We start from the raw sequence: 19,366 nt of genomic DNA, 5'->3' as shown, positions 1-19,366 counted from the left end.
TGTAGCGCCCAAAGCCTGCATAAGGGTCTCATTCAATCGGAAAGGTGCCCTTATGTGGCGCGCAAAGCCTGCATAAGGGTCTCATTCAGTCGGAAAGGTACCCTTATGTGGTGTATCAAGCCTGCATAAAGGTCTCATTCAGTCGGAAAGGTACCCTTATGTGACGCCCAAGGCCTGCATAAGGGTCTCATTCAGTCGGAAAGGTACCCTTATGTGACGCGCAAAGCCTGCATAAGGGTCTCATTCAATCGGAAAGGTACCCTTATGTGGCGCCCAAAGCCTGCATAAGGGTCTCGTTCAGTCGGAAAGGTACCCTTATGTGACGCGCAAAGCCTGCATAAGGGTCTCATTCAAGCAAAAAGCTACCCGGGGCACGCAAAGGATAAGGTACTAAAACGTCAAAACGTATCTATTTCATATCCTCTTTAAAGTGAAAAACTCGCCATCACAATGGCGAGTTTTCTTCACGACTAATCCTCAAATTTGAACAAATCACTGGATAGATATCTTTCTCCTGTGTCACAGGCAATGCAGATGACGACTTCGTCGGGCTTTAGGACCTTGGCGACATTGATGGCGGCGAAGCAAGCGGCTCCGGATGATGGACCGACTAGGATACCTTCTTCTTTTGCCAGTCTTTGTGCCGTTTCATAAGCATCTTCATCCTCGATTTTATGGATCTTTTCATATACATCCTGGTTGAGGATTTTTGGGATGAAGCCTGGACTTGTGCCGACGAGTTTATGCTTTCCGGGCTTGCCGCCGGAGAGCACAGGCGACCCGGCCGGCTCAACAACGTGTACTGCAAGGTCAGGGTACTCTTCTTTTAGAGCTTCGCCTGTACCGGTGATTGTCCCGCCGGTTCCAGCGGTAGCCACGAATGCGCTGAGCGGCTTTTTCAATTCTTCCATCGCCTCGATAATCTCTCTTGCTGTTGTTTGCCTGTGGGCGTCTGGATTCGCTCCATTTTCAAACTGCATCGGCATAAAGCTGTTGGGAATCTCTGTTACTAATTCTTCCGCCTTTTTGATCGCACCAGGCATTTTTTCGTCGCCAGGAGTGAGCACGACTTCTGCTCCATACGCTTTTAAAAGATTGATTCTCTCTTCTGTCATCGTGTCCGGCATGACTAGAATCGCTTTGTAGCCTCTTGCTGCAGCGTTCATGGCGAGGCCAATGCCTGTGTTGCCGCTGGTGGGCTCAATGATCGTAGAGCCAGGTTTCAGCTTTCCTTCGTTTTCGGCAGAAACAATCATGTTGAACGCTGCCCTGTCTTTTACACTTTTGCTAGGGTTGAAGTATTCTAGCTTAAGGTATACCGCTGCACCTCCCTCTGGCGCCAATTTGTTCAATTTTACAAGTGGGGTTTCTCCAATTAATGAAGCAATATTGTTAACGACTCTCATATGATAGCCTCCTTGATCGATATCGACTGCTTTAGTATTTCCATTTAAGTGAATAAATGATGATAAGCAACTGAAAAATAATATTAGCTTCTTTTTATCATATAAAAAAAGACTATTCCTATCAACTTGTGGGGATTATAAATTGTTTATAAGGAAATTCTGCCAATGTAACCTGCCATTTGCTACAATAAATTCAAGTGGACAAGAAAGGGTGTATTTGATTGACAGGTCAGCAAACACATTATTTCTATGCTCTCGAACTTCCTGGGGAGACAAAAGAAATCCTGGAGGGCACAATCCACAACCTTCAAAGTAAATTGCCTTTTAAAACCTGGGTTCATCCGCAGGATTTACATATTACGCTCGCTTTCCTCGGGAATGCGCCTGAAGCTAAAATACAGGCTGCCAATGAAGTGATCGAGCTGGCACTAAATAAAACAACGGCATTTAAAATGGAAATCGATCATCTAGGCATCTTCGGTCGTAAGGACTCTCCAAGGATTTTTTGGGGAGGGCTGAAAAAATCCAAAGAATTGAATGAAATTAGAGATACTGTGTTTTCTGCATGTATGACTGCGGGTTTTGCCCTTGAAACACGGCCGTTCAGCCCGCATATCACAATCGCAAGGAAATGGGTCGGCGAGGAAGTTTTCACTTCTGATCTGTTAGAGGCAATGAACCCATTTAAAAAAGAATTAACTTTTCATGCTGAAAGGGTCGTTTTGTACAAGACTCATTTGGGGAAAAGTCCAAAATATGAACCAATTACACTATTCCCGCTTGCTATGCAGGAATAAAGGCAGGTCAATCTATGGCACAATTAATCAAGCTCCAAGACTATGTATCACGCTATGCCCAGGACATTTACCTTTACCCATCAAGATATGTCCGCCTGAAAAAAAAGCAATGGGATGGCATTAAGAATAAATGGGAAAACGGTCCTGAACAAAATATTGAAAGCTTCATTAATTCACAACAGGCAGAGCAGCCTAATAATATCCTTCATAAGCTCAAAGGCATGGTGCGACAGCCTGAGCCGGTGTATGAGGAGAGTGTCCCTGGGAACATGGAAGACCAAGAGAATTTGTTGGACGCTGGTTCTTTGAATTCAATCACTAACATAAAAACGATCGAAGAATTAAAACAACATTTCCTTGATGGGTTGCTGCCATTCCAGCTGAAATGGGCCAGCTCGACTTTGACGGAAAGGTCTTTTGTCGCAAAAGAATACAACAATGATCCGACATTAAAGTTTTTGCTGCAGCGATTTCCTGATACCTTCCTCATTTTATATAAACCTATATTTTTATTAAAAAAAGCGCCGGTCGAGGCGGAGTTAATCATCATCACTCCTGCAGCAGCCATGTGCATTTCGTTCATCGAAGCCGAAGAGGATGCTGCTTATGTCGGGTCAAAGGACCGCTTCTGGATCAAGAAAACGAGAAATTTGGAAAAGAAAATCCTTAATCCGTTGATTGCGCTCAATCGGACAGAGAAAATCGTCAAGACTCTTTTTGACATGTACGGTGTCGATCTTCCTGTGCAAAAGCTGCTGATCAGCAGGAATGGATTCTTTGACTATCCTCTCCAGCCTTATGGCGTGCAATTTATTGAAAAACGTAATTTTGAGGCATGGTTCATGTCCCTGAGAGGCATGAAATCTCCATTGAAGCATATGCAATTAAAAGCAGCACAGGTTCTATTGCAATACTGCCAGACAACATCCGTCAGAAGGCTTGAGTGGGAAAACAATCCTAAGAGCGAATAAAAAGTTTCAGAAACCTAATAAATAGATAAAGGTTGATCATATGAAGAAGATCTATTTTATCGTCAACCCGAATGCAAAAAATGGGAGCTGCCGGGAGATTTGGAGAAACATAGAGATAGAGCTGGAGAATCTGGACATTCCGTATCTTGCATTTTTTACTGAGTATCCGGGTCATGCTCAGGAACTTGCAGAGTCAATTGCCCGTAAGGCTGACAGAACTCCGGAATTGATTTGTGCAGTCGGAGGGGATGGTACCCTCCATGAAGTGGTGAACGGCGTCGCATCCTATTCGAACATTACTGTGGGATTCATTCCCGGCGGGTCAGGGAACGATTTTTCAAGAGGATTTGAAATACCTCAAAAGGCCGTACATGCTTTGCGTTTAATTGTTGATAAGAATTATGGCCACACCTCGGAAATCGATATCGGAAAAATTCAGCACAAAGAATTACCGGAAACCTATTTTATGAATAATATGGGAGTAGGCTTTGATGCTGCTGTCGCGAAGGATTCAAATGAATCCAGGATGAAACAGCTGCTGAACCGTTTTTCACTCGGCAGGCTGGTTTATGTATATATTCTTGTCAAAAAACTTCTCACCTTCAGGACGGTTCCAATTGAGGTGACGGTTGATGGAAAAGTATACAAATACAGCAACGCCTGGTTTGTCACCGTTTCGAACCAGCCATACTACGGAGGTGGCATGAAAATTGCCCCAGCTGCTCTCCCAGATGACGGGATCCTTGACATAACGGTTGTGCATCAGATCTCGAGAATGAAGCTGTTACTGGTTTTTATCAGCGTCTTCTGGGGAAAGCATACCAGATACAAGGAAGTTGAGCAGTTTACAGGCAAGTCGATTACCATTGAATCCACGGGTGAAGTTTTAGCCCATGCAGATGGTGAAGCGATCGGACATACACCGCTGAAAATCCAGGCATGTCCAAAAGCCTTGAAAATTCTATCTGGTAAAAACAATCCAGGGCATACCGAGGAGTTGAAAATGAATGATTGCCATTGAAAGGGAATTTAACGCCTATCTTGATCAAGTGGATGTTATTACCGTATTGCTTCCTTATTTATATTTTGGAGGAAACTCCATTGAGTTCCGCCTAAAAGGAGAAGGCGTTGATTTGCCATTGGCAATCCAGGAGAAGGTATTGCTGAAGGATGCAGTAAAATACATTTGCTTATCAAGCATCAGGCCTGAGATCGGCAAAACTTATGTCATTTCAGATGAGCACGGCGGTCAAACAGATCTGCAAATAGGAGCCGTCATTCGAACGGATGAATTTGATTCTTTATTTTTTTACGGCGGAAATGATCTCGGTGTCAGCTATACACTTGAAAAAACGACTTTCAAGCTATGGGCGCCTACCGCTACAAAAATAAAGCTCAGGCTTTTCAAGGAAGATGACCAAAACCCCGAGCTGATCAATATGACTAGGATTGATAAGGGCGTGTGGAGCTTAGAGGTAGCCCGGAATCTGGAGCTATATCGCTACTCGTTCCTGGTTTGTATCAACCTTGAGTGGAGAGAAGCTGTTGATCCATATGCAACGGCTTTAAGCGTCAATGGTGAATATGGCGTTGTGATAGACCTCTCAAAGGCAAAGACACCCAACATTGATGCCCCAAAATTAAAACGGCCGGTTGATGCGGTCATCTATGAAGCTCATATCAGGGACCTGACGATGCACCCGAACAGTGGAGCTTCCATGAAGGGAACATACCTGGGTGCAGCGGAGACGGGAACAAAAAGCGCAAGCGGAATGGATACCGGGCTCTCCTACATTAAAAATCTCGGTGTCACGCATATAGAGCTCCTTCCAGTTCATGATTTCGAGGGAGTGGATGAACTGGATCGGGCCAGGGACTATAACTGGGGGTATAATCCGGTTCACTATAATGCCCCGGATGGGAGCTATGCTTCTGATCCCGGGGAACCTTATAATCGGATCGTGGAGCTTAAACAGTTGATTTCTGCCATCCATAGCCAGGGAATGGGTGTCATTATGGATGTCGTCTATAATCACGTCTATATACGTGAAGACTCTCCTTTTGAAAAAATTGTTCCAGGTTACTTTTTTCGTCACGATGCACATGGCCTTCCCTCAAATGGAACCGGAGTGGGCAACGATATTGCCTCCGAAAGGCTGATGGCGAGAAAGTACATCGTTGACTCAGTCATGTATTGGCTGAATGAATATCATGTTGATGGCTTCCGCTTTGATTTGATGGGCATTTTAGATATCGATACCATGACTGATATCAGGAAGGCAGTAAATAGCGTAAGTCCAGACATTTTGATCATAGGGGAAGGCTGGGACCTGAATACCCCGCTCCCGCCTGAGCGAAAAGCAAATATTTCGAATCAGGCAAAGCTGCAAGGAATAGGCCAGTTTAATGATTGGTTCCGCGACTCCATTAAAGGCAGTACTTTTAACATTTATGATAAAGGCTACGCATTAGGGAATGAACGTTACCTGGAAGCGGCAAAACAGGTGATGGCTGGCAGCATTGGAGTCGGCAAGCGGAAACATGGTCTCTTTTTGCAGCCGGGGCAATCCGTGAATTACATTGAATCGCATGATAACCATACTTTGTGGGATAAGCTGAAAATTAGTGCCCCTGATCAGGATGAAGCTATTTTGAAAAAGCAGCACAGGCTGGCTACTTCAATGGTATTGCTGGCCCAGGGAGTACCATTTCTGCATAGCGGCCAGGAATTTTTCAGGTCGAAAAAAGGAATTGGCAACAGTTACCGTTCTCCCGATGAAATAAACTGGCTGGATTGGGACCTTCGTGATGCAAACATGGATAATGTCCAATACATCAAAGGAATCATCGATATACGCAAATCAAACGAAGCTTTCCGGCTTCCTGACAGTGAACAAATCCGCAGGAAAATGGAATTTTTCTCATTGCCAGCACCGTTGATCGGCTTTTCGCTGAAAGAAATAAAACCAAGTGGACATTGGGAAAAAATTCTCGTGTTCTTAAACCCATCAATGGACCAGCAGCTTGTGGATCTGACAGAAGATGCGAGATGGAGTGTCCTTGCTGACCATGAAAAAGCCTCCGCACAGCCATTTCGCCATATAGAAGGAGATAAGGTGCTGCTGGAGCCATGCTCGCTGTTTGTGCTGGCAAAGTAGGGGAAGTCTCCAATTGTCAAGTAACGAACCCTTATAGATATAAAATAAAGCGCTTCTGCTTTTCATATGATAACTTTTTCACAATATTAATTTAGGTTCCATGGGGTTGACGTACTCATCCTCTAGGGGATAAAATTTATAAGATAGCTATTGTGTGTATTTTTCTATCAATAGCTGTCTTTTTATTTCCGATAATAAAGACAACAACAGTGAATTTTGATTTTATAGAATCCATTTCCGGTTTTAGCATAAGGGAAATAGTGATAAATGAAGGTGACTAACTTTGGAACATTTATTTGGACAGGATTGGGAGATCGTTCCTGCAGGTGGTGCAACCGGTGCCGCTTATTTTGCTCAGCATGAAGAACAAAGGCTATTTCTAAAACGCAATTCATCCCCTTTTCTTGCTGTTCTCTCCGCAGAAGGAATTGTACCCAAACTTGTTTGGACGAAAAGGTTAGAAAACGGAGATGTCATTACGGCACAGCAATGGATGAATGGACGAGAGCTTAAGCCCGGGGATATGAACAACGATCGTGTGGCCAAGCTGTTGAAGAAGATCCATGCTTCAGATCCGCTTCTTGGGATGCTTACCAGGCTGGGAAAAAGTCCGCTGAAACCCGAGATGTTCCTTTCAGCGCTGAATGAGGAATTGGATGAGGAGCTTCGCACGAAGCAAGCTGTCATAGAATCATTAAAGTTTTTAACTGGACATGTTGGCAATATTGATGTGGACGAAAAGGTCGTCTGCCATTGTGATGTAAATCATAACAACTGGCTGCTTACCGAAGACAACCAGTTGTATTTAATTGACTGGGATGGAGCGATGATTGCCGACCCTGCCATCGACCTTGGACTTCTCCTGTATTCTTATATACCGGAAGGGGAATGGAAGGAATGGCTGGATAAATACGGCATCATTCTGACAGAAAACCTTAAGCTGCGAATGAAATGGTATGCAATTGCACAATCACTCTCAGCAATCCAGTGGCATAAAAACCAGAATCGCATTCCAGAAATGGACAAATGGATTGATTTTCTAAAAGCACTTATTTAATTTTTACGAAAAACTCCCAATGTCATTAACCCATTGTGACAGCTGACCCTGGTTTGTCTGGATATGCTGTTCCAAGTCAGAGGCATTGACGCCATTTTGGCTATACTGATAAACATCCTGCAGAATCGATTTGATGTTTCCGTCAACATTAGTGTTGACCATCAGCGATTTGATCAGGCGTTCCAACTGTTGATACTCCGCAACCGAACCGCAGCAGTCAGTTTGCTGGTTGCTTAATATATCCTTTAATAAATTTACCTGGTCATGGTGGCTTAAAGGCACGATGATCACCCTTTCGTTTTAAAGGAATTCACATATAGATTGTGGATTCCTTTTTGTGTTTATGCATCGAGCAGCCAGCCAGGATAAATTTAATCTTGAAAACATATGGGTTGCATGATATTGTTTGAAACGAATGAAAATAGTACAGAGGTGTCAGGATGAGACTAAGAAATAAGCCTTGGGCTAAAGATAAATTACGTGAGTATTCGAATTTTGTGATTCATGAACCAGAACAACACCGTGGAAAATGGGGTCAGGTTTTTGAGAAGGATCAGCCCCTCCACATCGAGATCGGGACTGGAAAAGGCCAGTTTATCACTGGAATGGCAAAAGCCAACCCGAACATTAACTATATTGGTATTGAATTGCAGGAAAGCGTCATCGTCAGCGCGCTGGACAAGCTGATTGAGGTAGACTTGCCAAACTGTAAACTAATGAACGTAAATGGTGCAGAGCTTGCCAAGTACTTTGAAAGCGGAGATGTCAGCCGCGTTTACTTGAATTTCTCTGATCCATGGCCAAAGACACGCCATGAAAAAAGAAGATTGACATTCAAGTCCTTCCTTGAAGTCTACGAAGCAATACTTGTCAAAAATGGAGAGATCCACTTCAAAACAGACAACCAGGGATTGTTCGAGTACTCTCTTGTCAGCTTCTCGCATTATGGCATGAAGCTTAACTATGTCAGCCTCGATCTTCACAAAAGTGAATTCGAAGGCAATGTCATGACTGAATACGAAGAGAAATTCTCTTCACGCGGCAGCCGCATTTATCGTTGTGAGGTACAGTTTCAATCTAAATAAGCAGTGTGGCCGGTCGAGTTTATCGATCGGCTTTTTGTATGGAAAAAATACCACCTTAATTGGAAAAAAAGCGAGGGAATTTCCCAGTTCGCCAATAAAATTGTGAAAACCGCCAATAAAATCAAATTTCCACCAATAAACCTGTGATATCGCCAATAAAATAAGATTTTCGCCAATAAAATTGTGAACTTCGCCAATAAATTTTTTTGAAAAACCGCACCACTAATTACTGTTTTTTTAGCAATAACAAGATGAATTATTTAAAAATTAAAAATCCTAGTGTTACAATCAAGTAAAAAAGGGGGATGCAAGATGGAAAAGCTTGAGCTTAGGAATGTTAAACTGGAATGGCTGAACGGTGGAGTCACTCATCTTGATGGCGGAGCGATGTTTGGGGTTGTCCCGAAACCGTTATGGTCACGCAAATATGCTGTGAATGACAAAAACCAGATTGAGCTGCGGACAGATCCCATTTTGATCCAGGCCTCCGGCAAAAATTTCCTTGTAGAAAGCGGCTTGGGTAACGGAAAACTTAACGAGAAGCAGAAACGCAATTTTGGCGTGCTGGAGGAATCAAACCTGGATTCAGATCTGAATCGACTTGGTTTATCGACTGAAGATATTGATTACGTATTGATGACACACATGCATTTTGACCATGCGTGCGGGTTGACGAAGGATTCAGAAAGGGAACTTGTATCGGTTTTCCCGAACGCGAAAATTATCACTTCCCAGGTAGAGTGGGATGAGATGCGCAATCCGAATATCAGGTCCAAAAGTACATATTGGAAAGAAAACTGGCAGGGGATTGAACAGCAGGTTGAGACATTTGAGAAGGAATGGTCATTTGGCCCAATCAAAATGCTCCACACAGGTGGCCATAGTGATGGACATTCAATCCTGATTATTGAAGATGAAGACCTAACAATTGTCCATATGGCTGATATCATGCCTACACATGCTCACCAGAATCCTCTTTGGGTGCTGGCGTACGATGATTACCCAATGGATTCGATTTTCGCCAAGCAGAAATGGCTTGAATTTGGAATCAGCAAGGACGCATGGTTCACTTTTTACCATGATGCAGTCTATCGCGCAGTAAAATTTGATCAGGATGGTAAAATAACGCAAACAATTGAGCGGAAAAAATAGACCTGCGCGAAGCAGGTCTAGATTCCAATTAATATTAATCTAACGGATAAGCATCGAGTATCGCTCCAGTGGAAGCGTCGGCGATGAATTCAAATTGTTCCACCTTGCCGTCGTTATTGCGGGAGATGCCGCCTTTATATACCTGGTAATCAAGGGGAGCTATTGAATAAGGCTCGGGAGTCATATTGATCCATGAGCCACTGATTGGCCCTGATTTTTTAAAGGCCGCCTTCGCATGATTCAGTACTTTATCAGCTGACACGGTTTCTTTTTGTGAAGCAAGTTCCTTTACAGCATACGCACCTGCCAGGCCTGCGCCAACGCCAATGAAAAAGGCTTTCCAGTTCATAGTCAAGGACCTCCAAGGTTAAATATGGAATTTCAAGTTACCTTCATCATAACAAATCACTCAGGTGTAGCAAAGAATTAATACCGCAAAAAATGTGTATGACAGGATTAAGACTGGCAAGGATAATGAATGTTCTGTAAAATGGTATCTATAAATACATAATCTTTAGTGAATCTAAATTTTTGGTGAGAAGGAGAAAATAAATGAACGAGCAAACATTGAGCCTGTTTAAAACGTTGACAGAATTGCCTGGAGCACCGGGAAACGAGCACGCAGTACGAAAATTCATGCGCGAGCAATTAGAACAGTATTCAGATGAACTGATCCAGGATAGATTAGGCAGTGTGTTCGGCGTTAAAAAAGGTGACCCGAACGGCCCAAAAATCATGGTTGCCGGCCACATGGATGAAGTTGGCTTCATGGTTACATCCATTACGAAAAACGGCATGATCAGATTCCAAACACTAGGCGGCTGGTGGAGCCAGGTGCTTTTGGCACAGCGCGTCCAGATCATCACGAACAATGGACCGGTAACAGGTGTCATCGGTTCGATTCCTCCTCATCTACTGGATGAGTCAAAACGCAATAAGCCGATGGAAATCAAGAATATGCTGATTGATATCGGTGCAGATGATAAAGAAGATGCCATCAAGATCGGCATCAAACCAGGACAGCAAATCGTACCGATCTGTCCATTCACTCCGATGGCAAATGAGAAGAAGATCCTTGCAAAAGCTTGGGATAACCGCTACGGCTGCGGCCTGGCAATCGAGCTTTTAAAAGAAACGAAGGACATCCAGCTGCCAAACATGCTGTACTCAGGTGCTACAGTCCAGGAAGAGGTAGGTTTAAGAGGCGCGCAGACTGCAGCGAATATGATCGACCCGGACATCTTCTTCGCACTGGATGCAAGTCCGGCTAATGATATGTCAGGTGACAAGAACGAATTCGGACAGCTCGGCAAGGGAACGCTGTTGAGAATCCTTGACCGCTCAATGGTTACGCACCGCGGCATGAGAGAGTTCATTCTTGATATGGCTGAAACGCATGATATCCCTTATCAGTACTTCGTTTCCCAGGGCGGAACGGATGCAGGAAGAGTTCATACATCCAATCAGGGAGTTCCAAGTGCAGTAATCGGTATCTGCTCACGCTATATCCATACTGCAGCATCCATGATCCATGTTGATGATTATGCGGCAGCCAAGGAACTACTAGTCAAGCTTGTAAAAGCAGCAGATAGAACGACTGTGGAAACAATCAAGAATAATAGCTAATGAAAAGAGATATGAGGGGGCAGGTAAAACTGCTCCTTTTTCATGGATTGAAAGGTGGCATACATAATGCAAGTTGCAGTTGGCTCAAAAAATCCGGCTAAAATTAATGCAGTAAAAGAAGCTTTTAAAGAGTATCAGTGCGAGATCATTTCTGTCGATGCTGAATCAGGTGTAAGCGAACAGCCGATGTCTGATTTGGAAACTATCAAAGGGGCAGTCATCAGGGCCATACAGGCGGCTGAAATGGGTGAAGCGGAAATTGGCATCGGACTCGAAGGTGGCGTTCAGCAGACACCATATGGGCTGATGCTTTGCAATTGGGGAGCTCTGGCTGCCAAAGGAATGGATCCAATCATTTCCGGTGGCGCAAGGATCCCGCTCCCTGACGAAATTGCCCAACAGTTACTAATGGGTGCCGAACTTGGACCAGTAATGGATGAATACGCAAAAAAGCAAAACGTCCGCAAAAACGAAGGCGCAGTCGGAATTTTCACGAATGGACAAATCAACAGAAGCGAAATGTTCACACATGTCATGAAATTGCTAGTTGGACAATATGAATATCAAACAGGACAAGGTAAAGAGACAGTCTGATGGGCTGTTTTTTTGCATGACTCCTTTAAATGCATTCAGACTCTCAGAAAAAGGCCTAGATCATGTTGGTGCCCTAAAAATTCGGATAATGGAAAAACAGGTCACCAATGAGGTGTATTGGTGCCCTAAAAATTCGGATAATGGAAAAATAGGTCATCAATGAAGCGTATTAGTGTCCTGAAAATCCGAATCATAGAAAAAAGGTCACCAACTAGGATGAAATTGGAAAATGAATCTCTAGTGGATTTTATAAAATAGTCCCATAAAAGAAATTTCTCGACAAATTTCTGAAAAATAACATAAATTCCAACAAAAAATGCCCGGCAAGCCTTGTCACCCGCCAAACAAGAAAGGTATGATAGAAAAGAAGTGGTTAAGTCCTTACCAAGGGGGAAAAAAGTATGATAAAGTTCAGAAGGGCATTTGGGCTTATTATAGTGGGGTTATTTCTGCTAAGCGCTTGTTCTGCCTCTTTTTCCGAACAGAAGGCTGAGATCAAAAAGGAAGTTGCGTCTACTTTTGAAAGCCAACCAGAAAAAACAAATAATAGTACTAAAGATATAGATTATTACTTGCCGTCCGATGTCAAGGTGGAAAAAGAAACACCTAATAATGTATTGCTAAAAGATGGCTCAAAAACTTATATTCTTTTTTATAATCAGCATGAAAAAGAAGATAGTAAAGTCGTCTATGACTCCACTGTGAAGCAACAGAAGGAATGGGACGCTAACGAAACGTTCAGTAAAGATGGCAAATTTGGCTATATGCTTGTAAAAGAGCTGAAAGAAAACCAGTTTCAACTGATTGTTGGGATTGGCGGCGTCAAGCTGACTACAGAAACTGAGAATGTGAGAGAAGACGCAGAAGCGATGATGCAAATTGCCAACTCTGTCAATATTAAGTGACGCCATTCTAATGATGGCGTTTCAGACTGTAGACAAACTCGATGGAAATCGAGCTTGTCTACAGTCTTTTTTTGTTGGTGCTGGAATGGGGGCTGTTGATTTCCGTTCCAGGCGCTTCGCTTTCCGCGGGGCTGGCGGTGAGCCTCCTCACCGCCGTTGGCGTCTGCGGGGTCTCACCTGTCCAGCTGATCCCGCAGGAGTCTACGCGCCTTCCACTCCAATCAACAGGACATTCAAACTTAACGTGGAACTAACGATAAGTCTATTTTAAAATAGATATATATAACGCTTGAGGTGATAAAGATGCTTTCGAAAAATAATCCAATCCAACGTGATCAATTAGAAATGGTTGCTTTAGACCAGCTGGTTCCTCAGGAACATTTAGTCCGTAAGATGGAAGCTGCCCTTGATTTTTCTTTCATTTATGACTTGGTGAAAGATGTGTATTCGGAAGTAGGACGCCCAAGCATTGACCCTGTTATTCTGATTAAACTCTCATTCATTCAATATACATTCGGTATCCGTTCCATGCGCCAGACCATTGCCGAAGTAGAAACGAACATGGCCTACCGCTGGTTTTTGGGTTATGGATTCCATGATAAAGTGCCCCACTTCTCCACCTTCGGGAAGAATTACGAACGCCGTTTTAAAGACACTGATTTGTTTGAACAGATCTTCTATCGAATTCTTAAGACCGCAGCTGATCAGAAACTTATTAGTGCAGAACATGTCTTTATTGATTCAACCCATGTAAAAGCAAGTGCGAATAAGCGTAAATTCGAGAAGAAAGTGGTGCGAAAGGAAACACGCGCGTATCAAGAGAAACTCCAGGAAGAGATCAATCAGGATCGAGAAGACCACGGGAAGAAACCTTTTCCTCCCGATAAGTTCGAGAAGGAAGAAACGAAGGAAATCAAGGAAAGCACGACTGATCCTGAGAGTGGATACTACGTTAAGGACGAGCGAACAAAGCAGTTTGCCTACTCTTTCCATGCGGCATCAGACCGAAACGGATTTGTCTTAGGAACCATTGTGACACCTGGGAATACGCATGACAGCCTGATCCTTGAGCCACTGGTAGAACAAGTGATAGAGAAAGTCGGAAAGCCTAATGCCGTTGCGGCCGATGCAGCCTATAAAACTCCAGCTATAACGAAGTTTCTGTTAGAAAATGAAATGACTCCAGCTTTGCCTTATACCCGACCACGAACGAAGGACGGATTCTTCCGTAAATACGAATATGTATATGACGAATTCTACGACTGTTATTTGTGTCCTGCCGGTGAGGTCCTAAAGTACTCGACCACATCGAAAGAGGGATATCGTGAATATAAATCCCCCAAACAGATCTGTGCAACCTGCCCGTTTTTAGCGCAATGCACAGAAAGCAAAGACCACCAAAAGGTGGTAACCCGCCATATCTGGCAGGAGTATGTGGAAGAGGCAGATCACTTAAGGCACAAACCAGAAGTAAAACAAATCTATGCGAAGCGCAAGGAAACCATTGAGCGTGTATTCGCAGATGCAAAAGAAAAGCATGGCATGCGTTGGACAACCCTGAGGGGACTTAAAAAATTGTCGATGCAGGCGATGCTTACTTTCGCTGCCTTGAACTTGAAGAAGATGGCCAACTGGACATGGAGAAGTCCAGAAATGGCCTAAAAGTATAGTAAAGTGAGTCTATTTCATTTGTGAAATACGATAAAATTCAAAAAGGGGTTCGGAATGAGAGCATTCCGAACCCCTTTTGTCTACAAACTGTGACGCCATTCTAATGATGGCGTTTTTTTTTATCTCGCTTCTTCACGTTATCAAAAAAGCTTTAATCAGATTAGTTTCTTTTTTTTCAATGCATGGGTAAAATAAGTAAAGTACAATGAGATTTTCCCGGGAGGTTTTCTTATGAAAAACTTGGAATCAATGGAACAGTTCGAAGCGTTGAAAAACGATGGAAAACATATATTTTTATTTACTGCTGGCTGGTGTCCAGACTGCCGTGTAATCGAACCGGTATTGCCTGAAATTGAAAGTAAATACAGCGAATACGCATTCGTTTCTGTGGATCGTGATGATTTCATCGATCTCTGCATCCAGCTGGATGTATATGGCATTCCTAGCTTTGTTGCATTTGAAAACGGCAAAGAGCTTGGCCGTTTTGTCAGCAAGAATAGAAAGACACAATCTGAAATCGAAAACTTCATTGAAGGTCTGGCCTAATTAATCATTTCCCTCCATCTTTTGAGGTGGAGGGAAATTTCATGTAAAATGAGTTGCAGAAACTCCTGTAGAAATGGAGGGATAAGAAAATGAAAATGGATAGCAGAAAAATGCGGAAAGAGCTGGAGGATCGTCTTCAACATCCTGATCGGACTTTTTCCTATGACCGGGAAAAGGATCAGTTGAGAATTGAAAACAAAAATACGGGCCGCGGCATCACCATTGCTATTCCTGGGATTGTCGCCAAGTGGCAGGATCATAAGGAAAAAGCGATTGATGAGGTCGTCTATTATGTAACTGAAGGTCTGAATGCGATGGAAAGCCAGGTCGAGCTGTCAGGAAAGGAAAAAAATATTTTTCCTGTCATCCGGTCGACGTCATTTCCATCAGAAGCCGAGGAAGGGGTTCCTTTCCTTTATGATGATCATACCGCGGAAACAAGGATATATTACGCTTTGGATTTAGGCACTACATACAGGCTTATTGATTCGAAGCTTTTGAAAAAAGAAGGATGGTCAGCAGGCCAGGTCCGTGAGACGGCTTTGTTCAATGTCCGTTCACTCTCCGTAAAATTAAAAGAGGACCGTGTAGCAGATAACACATTTTATTTCCTCAATTCGAATGACGGCTATGATGCCAGCAGGATTTTGAATACAAGTTTCTTGAATGAAATGAAGAAAAAGATGAAGGGAACCATGACTGTGGCCGTTCCCCATCAAGATGTTTTGATCATCGCAGATGTGGAAAATAACACAGGTTATGATATATTGGCCCAGATGACGATGAGCTTTTTTGCGAGTGGAAGAGTGCCAATTACTGCCCTAAGCTTCCTGTATGAAGAAGGAGAATTGGAGCCAATCTTTATTTTAGGTAAAACAAAAAAGGAATAGTTACGAAAGAAGAGAAAGCCCGGAATTAACGGGCTTTTTTCCTTTGTCTAGTTCCAGCGCCTAGCCCCTCGAGTCGCTTCGGTCCGCCCAATGAAGTCAAAGAACGACTTCACCGGTCGGCCCTCCAGCGCTTGTCGAGGCTGACCAAGGCGCTTACACTTTCCTTTATATACATATGATGTAATGTTTTGTAAATAACTGAGCCTAAAGTTGATTGTTAAGGAAGATTTCTTCTCGTAAAAAATGCTCATTCTTTCATTTTATCTCGAAAAATATTGATTTACTGTTAAAATAATAATGAAATGCGAAAGAAAGAGTGATTTATATTGAGTTGGATTAAAAAGATTTTTAGCGTGTTCCAAAATGATGATGAATTTAATGATATTGAACAAGAGCAACCTGTTTCGAAGCCATTAAAAAAAGAGCAGAATGAAAAAAGGGATATAGAAGCAAAGGTATTATACCAATATCCAAAAGGTCAGTTTCGTTTTCCTTTGATTCCGGATGAGGAGGCAGCGCCTGAAAAATCCAAGCCGAGAAAAGGGCGTCCTGAGAGGGTCAGCAAGGATGTTGAAATCAAACCGTTCATTAAAGAGCAAGGTTCACTGAGAATTAAGAATGAGCGGCAATCTGAGAGTGAGTCCTTCCACAATCAACGCCGGGAGCCAGCCGTGGATGCCAGGAGCAAAGTCAAACGTGATACTGCGAAAGAACCAATTGAACCATACAAGCCTAAAAAACCTGTGGAATCTGCACCGAAATTCCAGTATGAAAATCGGAAAGACATCGGACCGAAATTCCGGCAGCCTTTTAAACCAACCGAAATTCCGTCCCCGATTTATGCATTTAATAGACCTCCTAGAAAAAGTAAGACCCAAACGGACCTGGAGGATGTTGAATATGAACTGGCGGGTTTCGAAAAGAATCAGAGCAGTGCAGTTGAACAGATAAAGTCGCAATCTATGGATTTAAAGGAAGCTCCGGTTTCAATAGAAAGTCATGAAGAAGCAGCGACGCAAGATATATACATAGATGATGATCTTGCTGAAACTCAGGATCTTGGGGTCACTGAAACAGATGAAAAAGTAGAACAATCAGAGTTGGAAACAGAGGCGCTCGATATCATTCTTAATAGCGAGCCTGGACCAGAGTATAGTAGTGTAGATTCTCAAATTGATACGATAACTGAAGTTGAGCTTGAGCAGGGTGCCGAAAAGACAGAATTGGCCGGTTATCAGCATGACCTAGAAGAAATAGCAGCATCCGGTATGCAAGATAAACCAGAAGAGGTCGAAGTACTCGAAATTCAAAATAGCCTGGAAGAGGCCGAAGTAATAAGCTATCAGCAGAGTACGGATGAGCTAAACGATCAGCCTGTTGATATTGAAGTGGAACAAACCACGGATGAGGTAAACGATCAGCCTGTTGATATTGCGGGGGAACAAATCTCGGAAACGGAAGACCTTAATGAGAAGTCAGAGACTGAACACAGTCCTGACCCTGAACCGAAAATAGAGGTTAAGCCGGCAGAACCAAAAAGGCAGCTTCCATTCAATGTTCTCATGCTTAAGCAGGATAAGAGGAAGTGGGAAGAGCGGAACACGTCTAAATATCCTTCTTTTATGACTGAAGGAAGAAAGACAAGCGCATCCAGGGGTGCAGATAGCGAAAACCGGGCTGATGTAGAAGAATCCCCAACAACTGTTGCTGGAGAGATGGAAAAACATAGAGAAGAAGTTTTATCATCAGGCAGCAGTTCAGATTTCCAGCAAATGCAACAAGATGAGCTGGCAGTCTCCCCACAGGAACCTGAAAAGACTCAAACACAGGTGGATATATTAACAGCTGCAGCAATTCCGGATACGGCCGAAAATCAGCAGAAAAATTTATCAGTTGAAGTTGTCCCAGTGACGGTTCCATCAAAAAGCGAAGAGCAAACGCAAGCCGAACCGTCTGTGGCGAATTCCTCTTCTGCACAAATGAACCGTCAGTCTGAACGGGAAGAAACCCAATCGAATGATGTAGAAGTGGCTATACAGCCAGAAGTCCACCCAGCTGCGGTATACGACTTCCCGCCTCTGGACCTTTTGAGCCCGCCTGTTTTTAAAGCGCCTGATCCTGAATGGCTTTCAGAGCAGGAGCATATGCTCAATGAGACGTTGAGGAATTTTAATGTAGGCGCCAAAGTGGTCAATGTGACACAGGGGCCATCGGTTACCCGTTTTGAGGTACAGCCGGAACCAGGTGTTAAAGTCAATAAAATTACTAATCTTTCAGATGATATAAAGCTGAGCTTAGCTGCTAAAGATATCCGAATTGAAGCTCCAATACCAGGAAAGCACACAATCGGGATTGAAGTGCCGAACCATTCAAGCAGGCCGGTATTGTTAAGTGAAATTTTACAGTCTGCAGGTTTTATGGAGCTTGAGTCTCCTTTATCGGTAGCGCTTGGACTTGATATCGCCGGAAATCCGATTGTGACTGACCTGAAAAAGATGCCTCACGGATTGATTGCCGGTGCCACTGGATCTGGAAAGAGTGTTTGCATCAATACGATGCTTGTCAGCTTGCTTTATAAAGCACATCCAGATGAGGTGAAGCTGCTGCTGATTGACCCGAAAATGGTTGAGTTGGCACCTTATAACCGAATTCCTCATCTGGTAAGCCCGGTCATCACTGATGTAAAAGCAGCGACAGCCTCGCTCAAGTGGGCAGTTGAGGAAATGGAACGCCGTTACGAATTGTTCGCGCATACAGGTGTCCGTGATATCGGCAGGTTCAATGAACTTGCCGAGAAATATCGCAGGTTTTCTGATAAGCTTCCGTATATCGTCATTGTCATCGATGAGCTGGCAGATTTGATGATGATGGCTCCAGGCGATGTGGAAGAGGCTATTTGCCGGATTGCCCAAAAGGCACGGGCTTGCGGAATCCATTTGATCATCGCGACACAGCGTCCATCCGTCGATGTCATTACAGGCCTGATTAAAGCGAATGTTCCTACAAGGATTGCCTTCTCTGTTTCCTCACAAGTGGATTCAAGGACAATCATTGATATCAGCGGGGCAGAAAAGCTTCTTGGCCGCGGGGATATGCTGTTTCTGGAAAATGGATCATCAAAACCATTCCGTCTGCAGGGAAACTTCGTTACCGACAATGAGATTGATGACATTGTCGCCTTTGTCAGGGAGCAGCGTGCTCCACAATACTTGTTTGAACAAGAAGAACTGCTCAAGAAGGCTCAGGTCACGGAAGAAGAAGATGAGCTTTTCTATGAAGCATGTGAATTTGTCATCGACCAGGGCGGCGCTTCAACTTCAAGCGTCCAGCGCCGCTTTAAGATCGGCTATAACCGTGCGGCGAGACTGATCGAGATGATGGAGCAGCAAGGATTCATTTCTGAGGGCAAGGGCAGCAAGCCGAGGGATGTCCTGATTACTGCTTCGGATCTTGAGGCCCTCCAGGAAACTAGTACATTCAATTAATAAATGGTATTCTTTATTAGCAT

Annotated in this window: 19 protein-coding genes; 15 read left to right on the top strand and 4 right to left on the bottom strand. The window is 43.6% G+C overall.

Going from position 1 to position 19,366, the window contains the following annotated elements; all coding sequences use genetic code 11:
- Nucleotides 1-470: 470 nt before the first annotated feature.
- The gene (cysK, locus tag J7E32_RS07985) at nucleotides 471-1,406 is read right to left on the bottom strand and encodes a cysteine synthase A (protein ID WP_214906124.1); all 936 of its coding nucleotides are present in this window, start codon (nucleotides 1,404-1,406) and stop codon (nucleotides 471-473) included.
- Between the two features lie 221 nt (nucleotides 1,407-1,627).
- Between cysK and thpR the strand changes: the two genes are divergently transcribed.
- From thpR to J7E32_RS07960, 5 genes are all read left to right on the top strand, one after another.
- The gene (gene thpR, locus J7E32_RS07980; RefSeq protein WP_214906122.1) at nucleotides 1,628-2,203 is read left to right on the top strand and encodes an RNA 2',3'-cyclic phosphodiesterase; all 576 of its coding nucleotides are present in this window, start codon (nucleotides 1,628-1,630) and stop codon (nucleotides 2,201-2,203) included.
- Between the two features lie 14 nt (nucleotides 2,204-2,217).
- Nucleotides 2,218-3,174: an NERD domain-containing protein gene (locus J7E32_RS07975; RefSeq protein WP_214906120.1), complete on the top strand. Its 957-nt coding sequence runs from the start codon at nucleotides 2,218-2,220 to the stop codon at nucleotides 3,172-3,174.
- Nucleotides 3,175-3,214: 40 nt separating this feature from the next.
- On the top strand, nucleotides 3,215-4,195 hold the full coding sequence (locus J7E32_RS07970) for a diacylglycerol/lipid kinase family protein (RefSeq protein ID WP_214906117.1): 981 nt from the start codon (nucleotides 3,215-3,217) through the stop codon (nucleotides 4,193-4,195).
- On the top strand, nucleotides 4,182-6,332 hold the full coding sequence (pulA, locus tag J7E32_RS07965) for a type I pullulanase (RefSeq protein WP_214906114.1): 2,151 nt from the start codon (nucleotides 4,182-4,184) through the stop codon (nucleotides 6,330-6,332). Before J7E32_RS07970 ends, pulA begins: the two co-directional genes overlap by 14 nt.
- Before the next feature lie 283 nt (nucleotides 6,333-6,615).
- The gene (locus J7E32_RS07960; RefSeq protein ID WP_214906111.1) at nucleotides 6,616-7,389 is read left to right on the top strand and encodes a phosphotransferase family protein; all 774 of its coding nucleotides are present in this window, start codon (nucleotides 6,616-6,618) and stop codon (nucleotides 7,387-7,389) included.
- A gap of 3 nt (nucleotides 7,390-7,392) precedes the next feature.
- Here the strand turns inward: J7E32_RS07960 and J7E32_RS07955 are convergent, their stop codons facing one another.
- Entirely contained in the window at nucleotides 7,393-7,671 is a 279-nt protein-coding gene (locus tag J7E32_RS07955) for a YtzH-like family protein (protein WP_214906108.1), read from the bottom strand.
- Between the two features lie 158 nt (nucleotides 7,672-7,829).
- Between J7E32_RS07955 and trmB the strand changes: the two genes are divergently transcribed.
- Nucleotides 7,830-8,474 (top strand): tRNA (guanosine(46)-N7)-methyltransferase TrmB, encoded by a 645-nt coding sequence (trmB, locus tag J7E32_RS07950; protein WP_214906105.1) that lies wholly within the window; start codon nucleotides 7,830-7,832, stop codon nucleotides 8,472-8,474.
- A gap of 312 nt (nucleotides 8,475-8,786) precedes the next feature.
- Entirely contained in the window at nucleotides 8,787-9,626 is an 840-nt protein-coding gene (locus tag J7E32_RS07945; RefSeq protein ID WP_214906102.1) for a YtnP family quorum-quenching lactonase, read from the top strand.
- Nucleotides 9,627-9,660: 34 nt separating this feature from the next.
- Here the strand turns inward: J7E32_RS07945 and J7E32_RS07940 are convergent, their stop codons facing one another.
- Nucleotides 9,661-9,975: a PepSY domain-containing protein gene (locus J7E32_RS07940; RefSeq protein WP_214906099.1), complete on the bottom strand. Its 315-nt coding sequence runs from the start codon at nucleotides 9,973-9,975 to the stop codon at nucleotides 9,661-9,663.
- Nucleotides 9,976-10,178: 203 nt separating this feature from the next.
- Here J7E32_RS07940 and J7E32_RS07935 point away from each other — a divergent pair, with 203 nt between their 5' ends.
- The 7 genes from J7E32_RS07935 (at nucleotide 10,179) to J7E32_RS07905 (ending at nucleotide 15,858) form a co-directional block, all read left to right on the top strand.
- Entirely contained in the window at nucleotides 10,179-11,252 is a 1,074-nt protein-coding gene (locus tag J7E32_RS07935) for a M42 family metallopeptidase (protein WP_214906096.1), read from the top strand.
- Between the two features lie 66 nt (nucleotides 11,253-11,318).
- Entirely contained in the window at nucleotides 11,319-11,846 is a 528-nt protein-coding gene (locus tag J7E32_RS07930) for a DUF84 family protein (protein WP_214906093.1), read from the top strand.
- A gap of 401 nt (nucleotides 11,847-12,247) precedes the next feature.
- Nucleotides 12,248-12,751 (top strand): hypothetical protein, encoded by a 504-nt coding sequence (locus J7E32_RS07925; RefSeq protein ID WP_214906090.1) that lies wholly within the window; start codon nucleotides 12,248-12,250, stop codon nucleotides 12,749-12,751.
- A 41-nt stretch (nucleotides 12,752-12,792) separates the two neighbouring features.
- Nucleotides 12,793-13,005, top strand: a complete 213-nt coding sequence (locus tag J7E32_RS07920; protein ID WP_214906087.1) for a hypothetical protein — start codon at nucleotides 12,793-12,795, stop codon at nucleotides 13,003-13,005.
- 49 nt (nucleotides 13,006-13,054) lie between these two features.
- On the top strand, nucleotides 13,055-14,413 hold the full coding sequence (locus J7E32_RS07915) for an IS1182 family transposase (RefSeq protein WP_214906084.1): 1,359 nt from the start codon (nucleotides 13,055-13,057) through the stop codon (nucleotides 14,411-14,413).
- A gap of 240 nt (nucleotides 14,414-14,653) precedes the next feature.
- Entirely contained in the window at nucleotides 14,654-14,968 is a 315-nt protein-coding gene (locus J7E32_RS07910; protein ID WP_214906081.1) for a thioredoxin family protein, read from the top strand.
- Between the two features lie 89 nt (nucleotides 14,969-15,057).
- Complete coding sequence (locus tag J7E32_RS07905; RefSeq protein ID WP_214906078.1) at nucleotides 15,058-15,858, top strand: DUF1444 domain-containing protein; 801 nt, start codon at nucleotides 15,058-15,060, stop codon at nucleotides 15,856-15,858.
- Nucleotides 15,859-15,905: 47 nt separating this feature from the next.
- Here J7E32_RS07905 and J7E32_RS07900 read toward each other — a convergent pair whose 3' ends face one another.
- Nucleotides 15,906-16,109, bottom strand: a complete 204-nt coding sequence (locus tag J7E32_RS07900; protein ID WP_214906075.1) for a hypothetical protein — start codon at nucleotides 16,107-16,109, stop codon at nucleotides 15,906-15,908.
- Between the two features lie 75 nt (nucleotides 16,110-16,184).
- Between J7E32_RS07900 and J7E32_RS07895 the strand changes: the two genes are divergently transcribed.
- Nucleotides 16,185-19,343, top strand: coding sequence for a DNA translocase FtsK (locus J7E32_RS07895; protein WP_214906072.1), 3,159 nt, complete (start codon nucleotides 16,185-16,187; stop codon nucleotides 19,341-19,343).
- Nucleotides 19,344-19,366 lie beyond the last annotated feature (23 nt).

The organism is Bacillus sp. ISL-55, assembly GCF_018613155.1.
Taxonomy (GTDB): Bacteria; Bacillota; Bacilli; order Bacillales; family Cytobacillaceae; genus Mesobacillus.
This window is presented reverse-complemented; position numbering and strand designations above follow the sequence as displayed.

What these genes read in the sequence shown, in the direction of transcription:
- trmB (WP_214906105.1), top strand. Translation starts at nt 7,830, where the DNA reads ATGAGACTAAGAAATAAGCCTTGGGCTAAAGATAAATTACGTGAGTAT.
- J7E32_RS07900 (WP_214906075.1), bottom strand. Translation starts at nt 16,109, where the DNA reads ATGAGCATTTTTTACGAGAAGAAATCTTCCTTAACAATCAACTTTAGG.
- J7E32_RS07905 (WP_214906078.1), top strand. Translation starts at nt 15,058, where the DNA reads ATGAAAATGGATAGCAGAAAAATGCGGAAAGAGCTGGAGGATCGTCTT.
- J7E32_RS07945 (WP_214906102.1), top strand. Translation starts at nt 8,787, where the DNA reads ATGGAAAAGCTTGAGCTTAGGAATGTTAAACTGGAATGGCTGAACGGT.
- J7E32_RS07975 (WP_214906120.1), top strand. Translation starts at nt 2,218, where the DNA reads ATGGCACAATTAATCAAGCTCCAAGACTATGTATCACGCTATGCCCAG.
- pulA (WP_214906114.1), top strand. Translation starts at nt 4,182, where the DNA reads ATGATTGCCATTGAAAGGGAATTTAACGCCTATCTTGATCAAGTGGAT.
- J7E32_RS07935 (WP_214906096.1), top strand. Translation starts at nt 10,179, where the DNA reads ATGAACGAGCAAACATTGAGCCTGTTTAAAACGTTGACAGAATTGCCT.
- J7E32_RS07925 (WP_214906090.1), top strand. Translation starts at nt 12,248, where the DNA reads ATGATAAAGTTCAGAAGGGCATTTGGGCTTATTATAGTGGGGTTATTT.
- J7E32_RS07915 (WP_214906084.1), top strand. Translation starts at nt 13,055, where the DNA reads ATGCTTTCGAAAAATAATCCAATCCAACGTGATCAATTAGAAATGGTT.
- J7E32_RS07970 (WP_214906117.1), top strand. Translation starts at nt 3,215, where the DNA reads ATGAAGAAGATCTATTTTATCGTCAACCCGAATGCAAAAAATGGGAGC.
- cysK (WP_214906124.1), bottom strand. Translation starts at nt 1,406, where the DNA reads ATGAGAGTCGTTAACAATATTGCTTCATTAATTGGAGAAACCCCACTT.
- J7E32_RS07940 (WP_214906099.1), bottom strand. Translation starts at nt 9,975, where the DNA reads ATGAACTGGAAAGCCTTTTTCATTGGCGTTGGCGCAGGCCTGGCAGGT.
- J7E32_RS07910 (WP_214906081.1), top strand. Translation starts at nt 14,654, where the DNA reads ATGAAAAACTTGGAATCAATGGAACAGTTCGAAGCGTTGAAAAACGAT.
- J7E32_RS07930 (WP_214906093.1), top strand. Translation starts at nt 11,319, where the DNA reads ATGCAAGTTGCAGTTGGCTCAAAAAATCCGGCTAAAATTAATGCAGTA.
- J7E32_RS07920 (WP_214906087.1), top strand. Translation starts at nt 12,793, where the DNA reads ATGGAAATCGAGCTTGTCTACAGTCTTTTTTTGTTGGTGCTGGAATGG.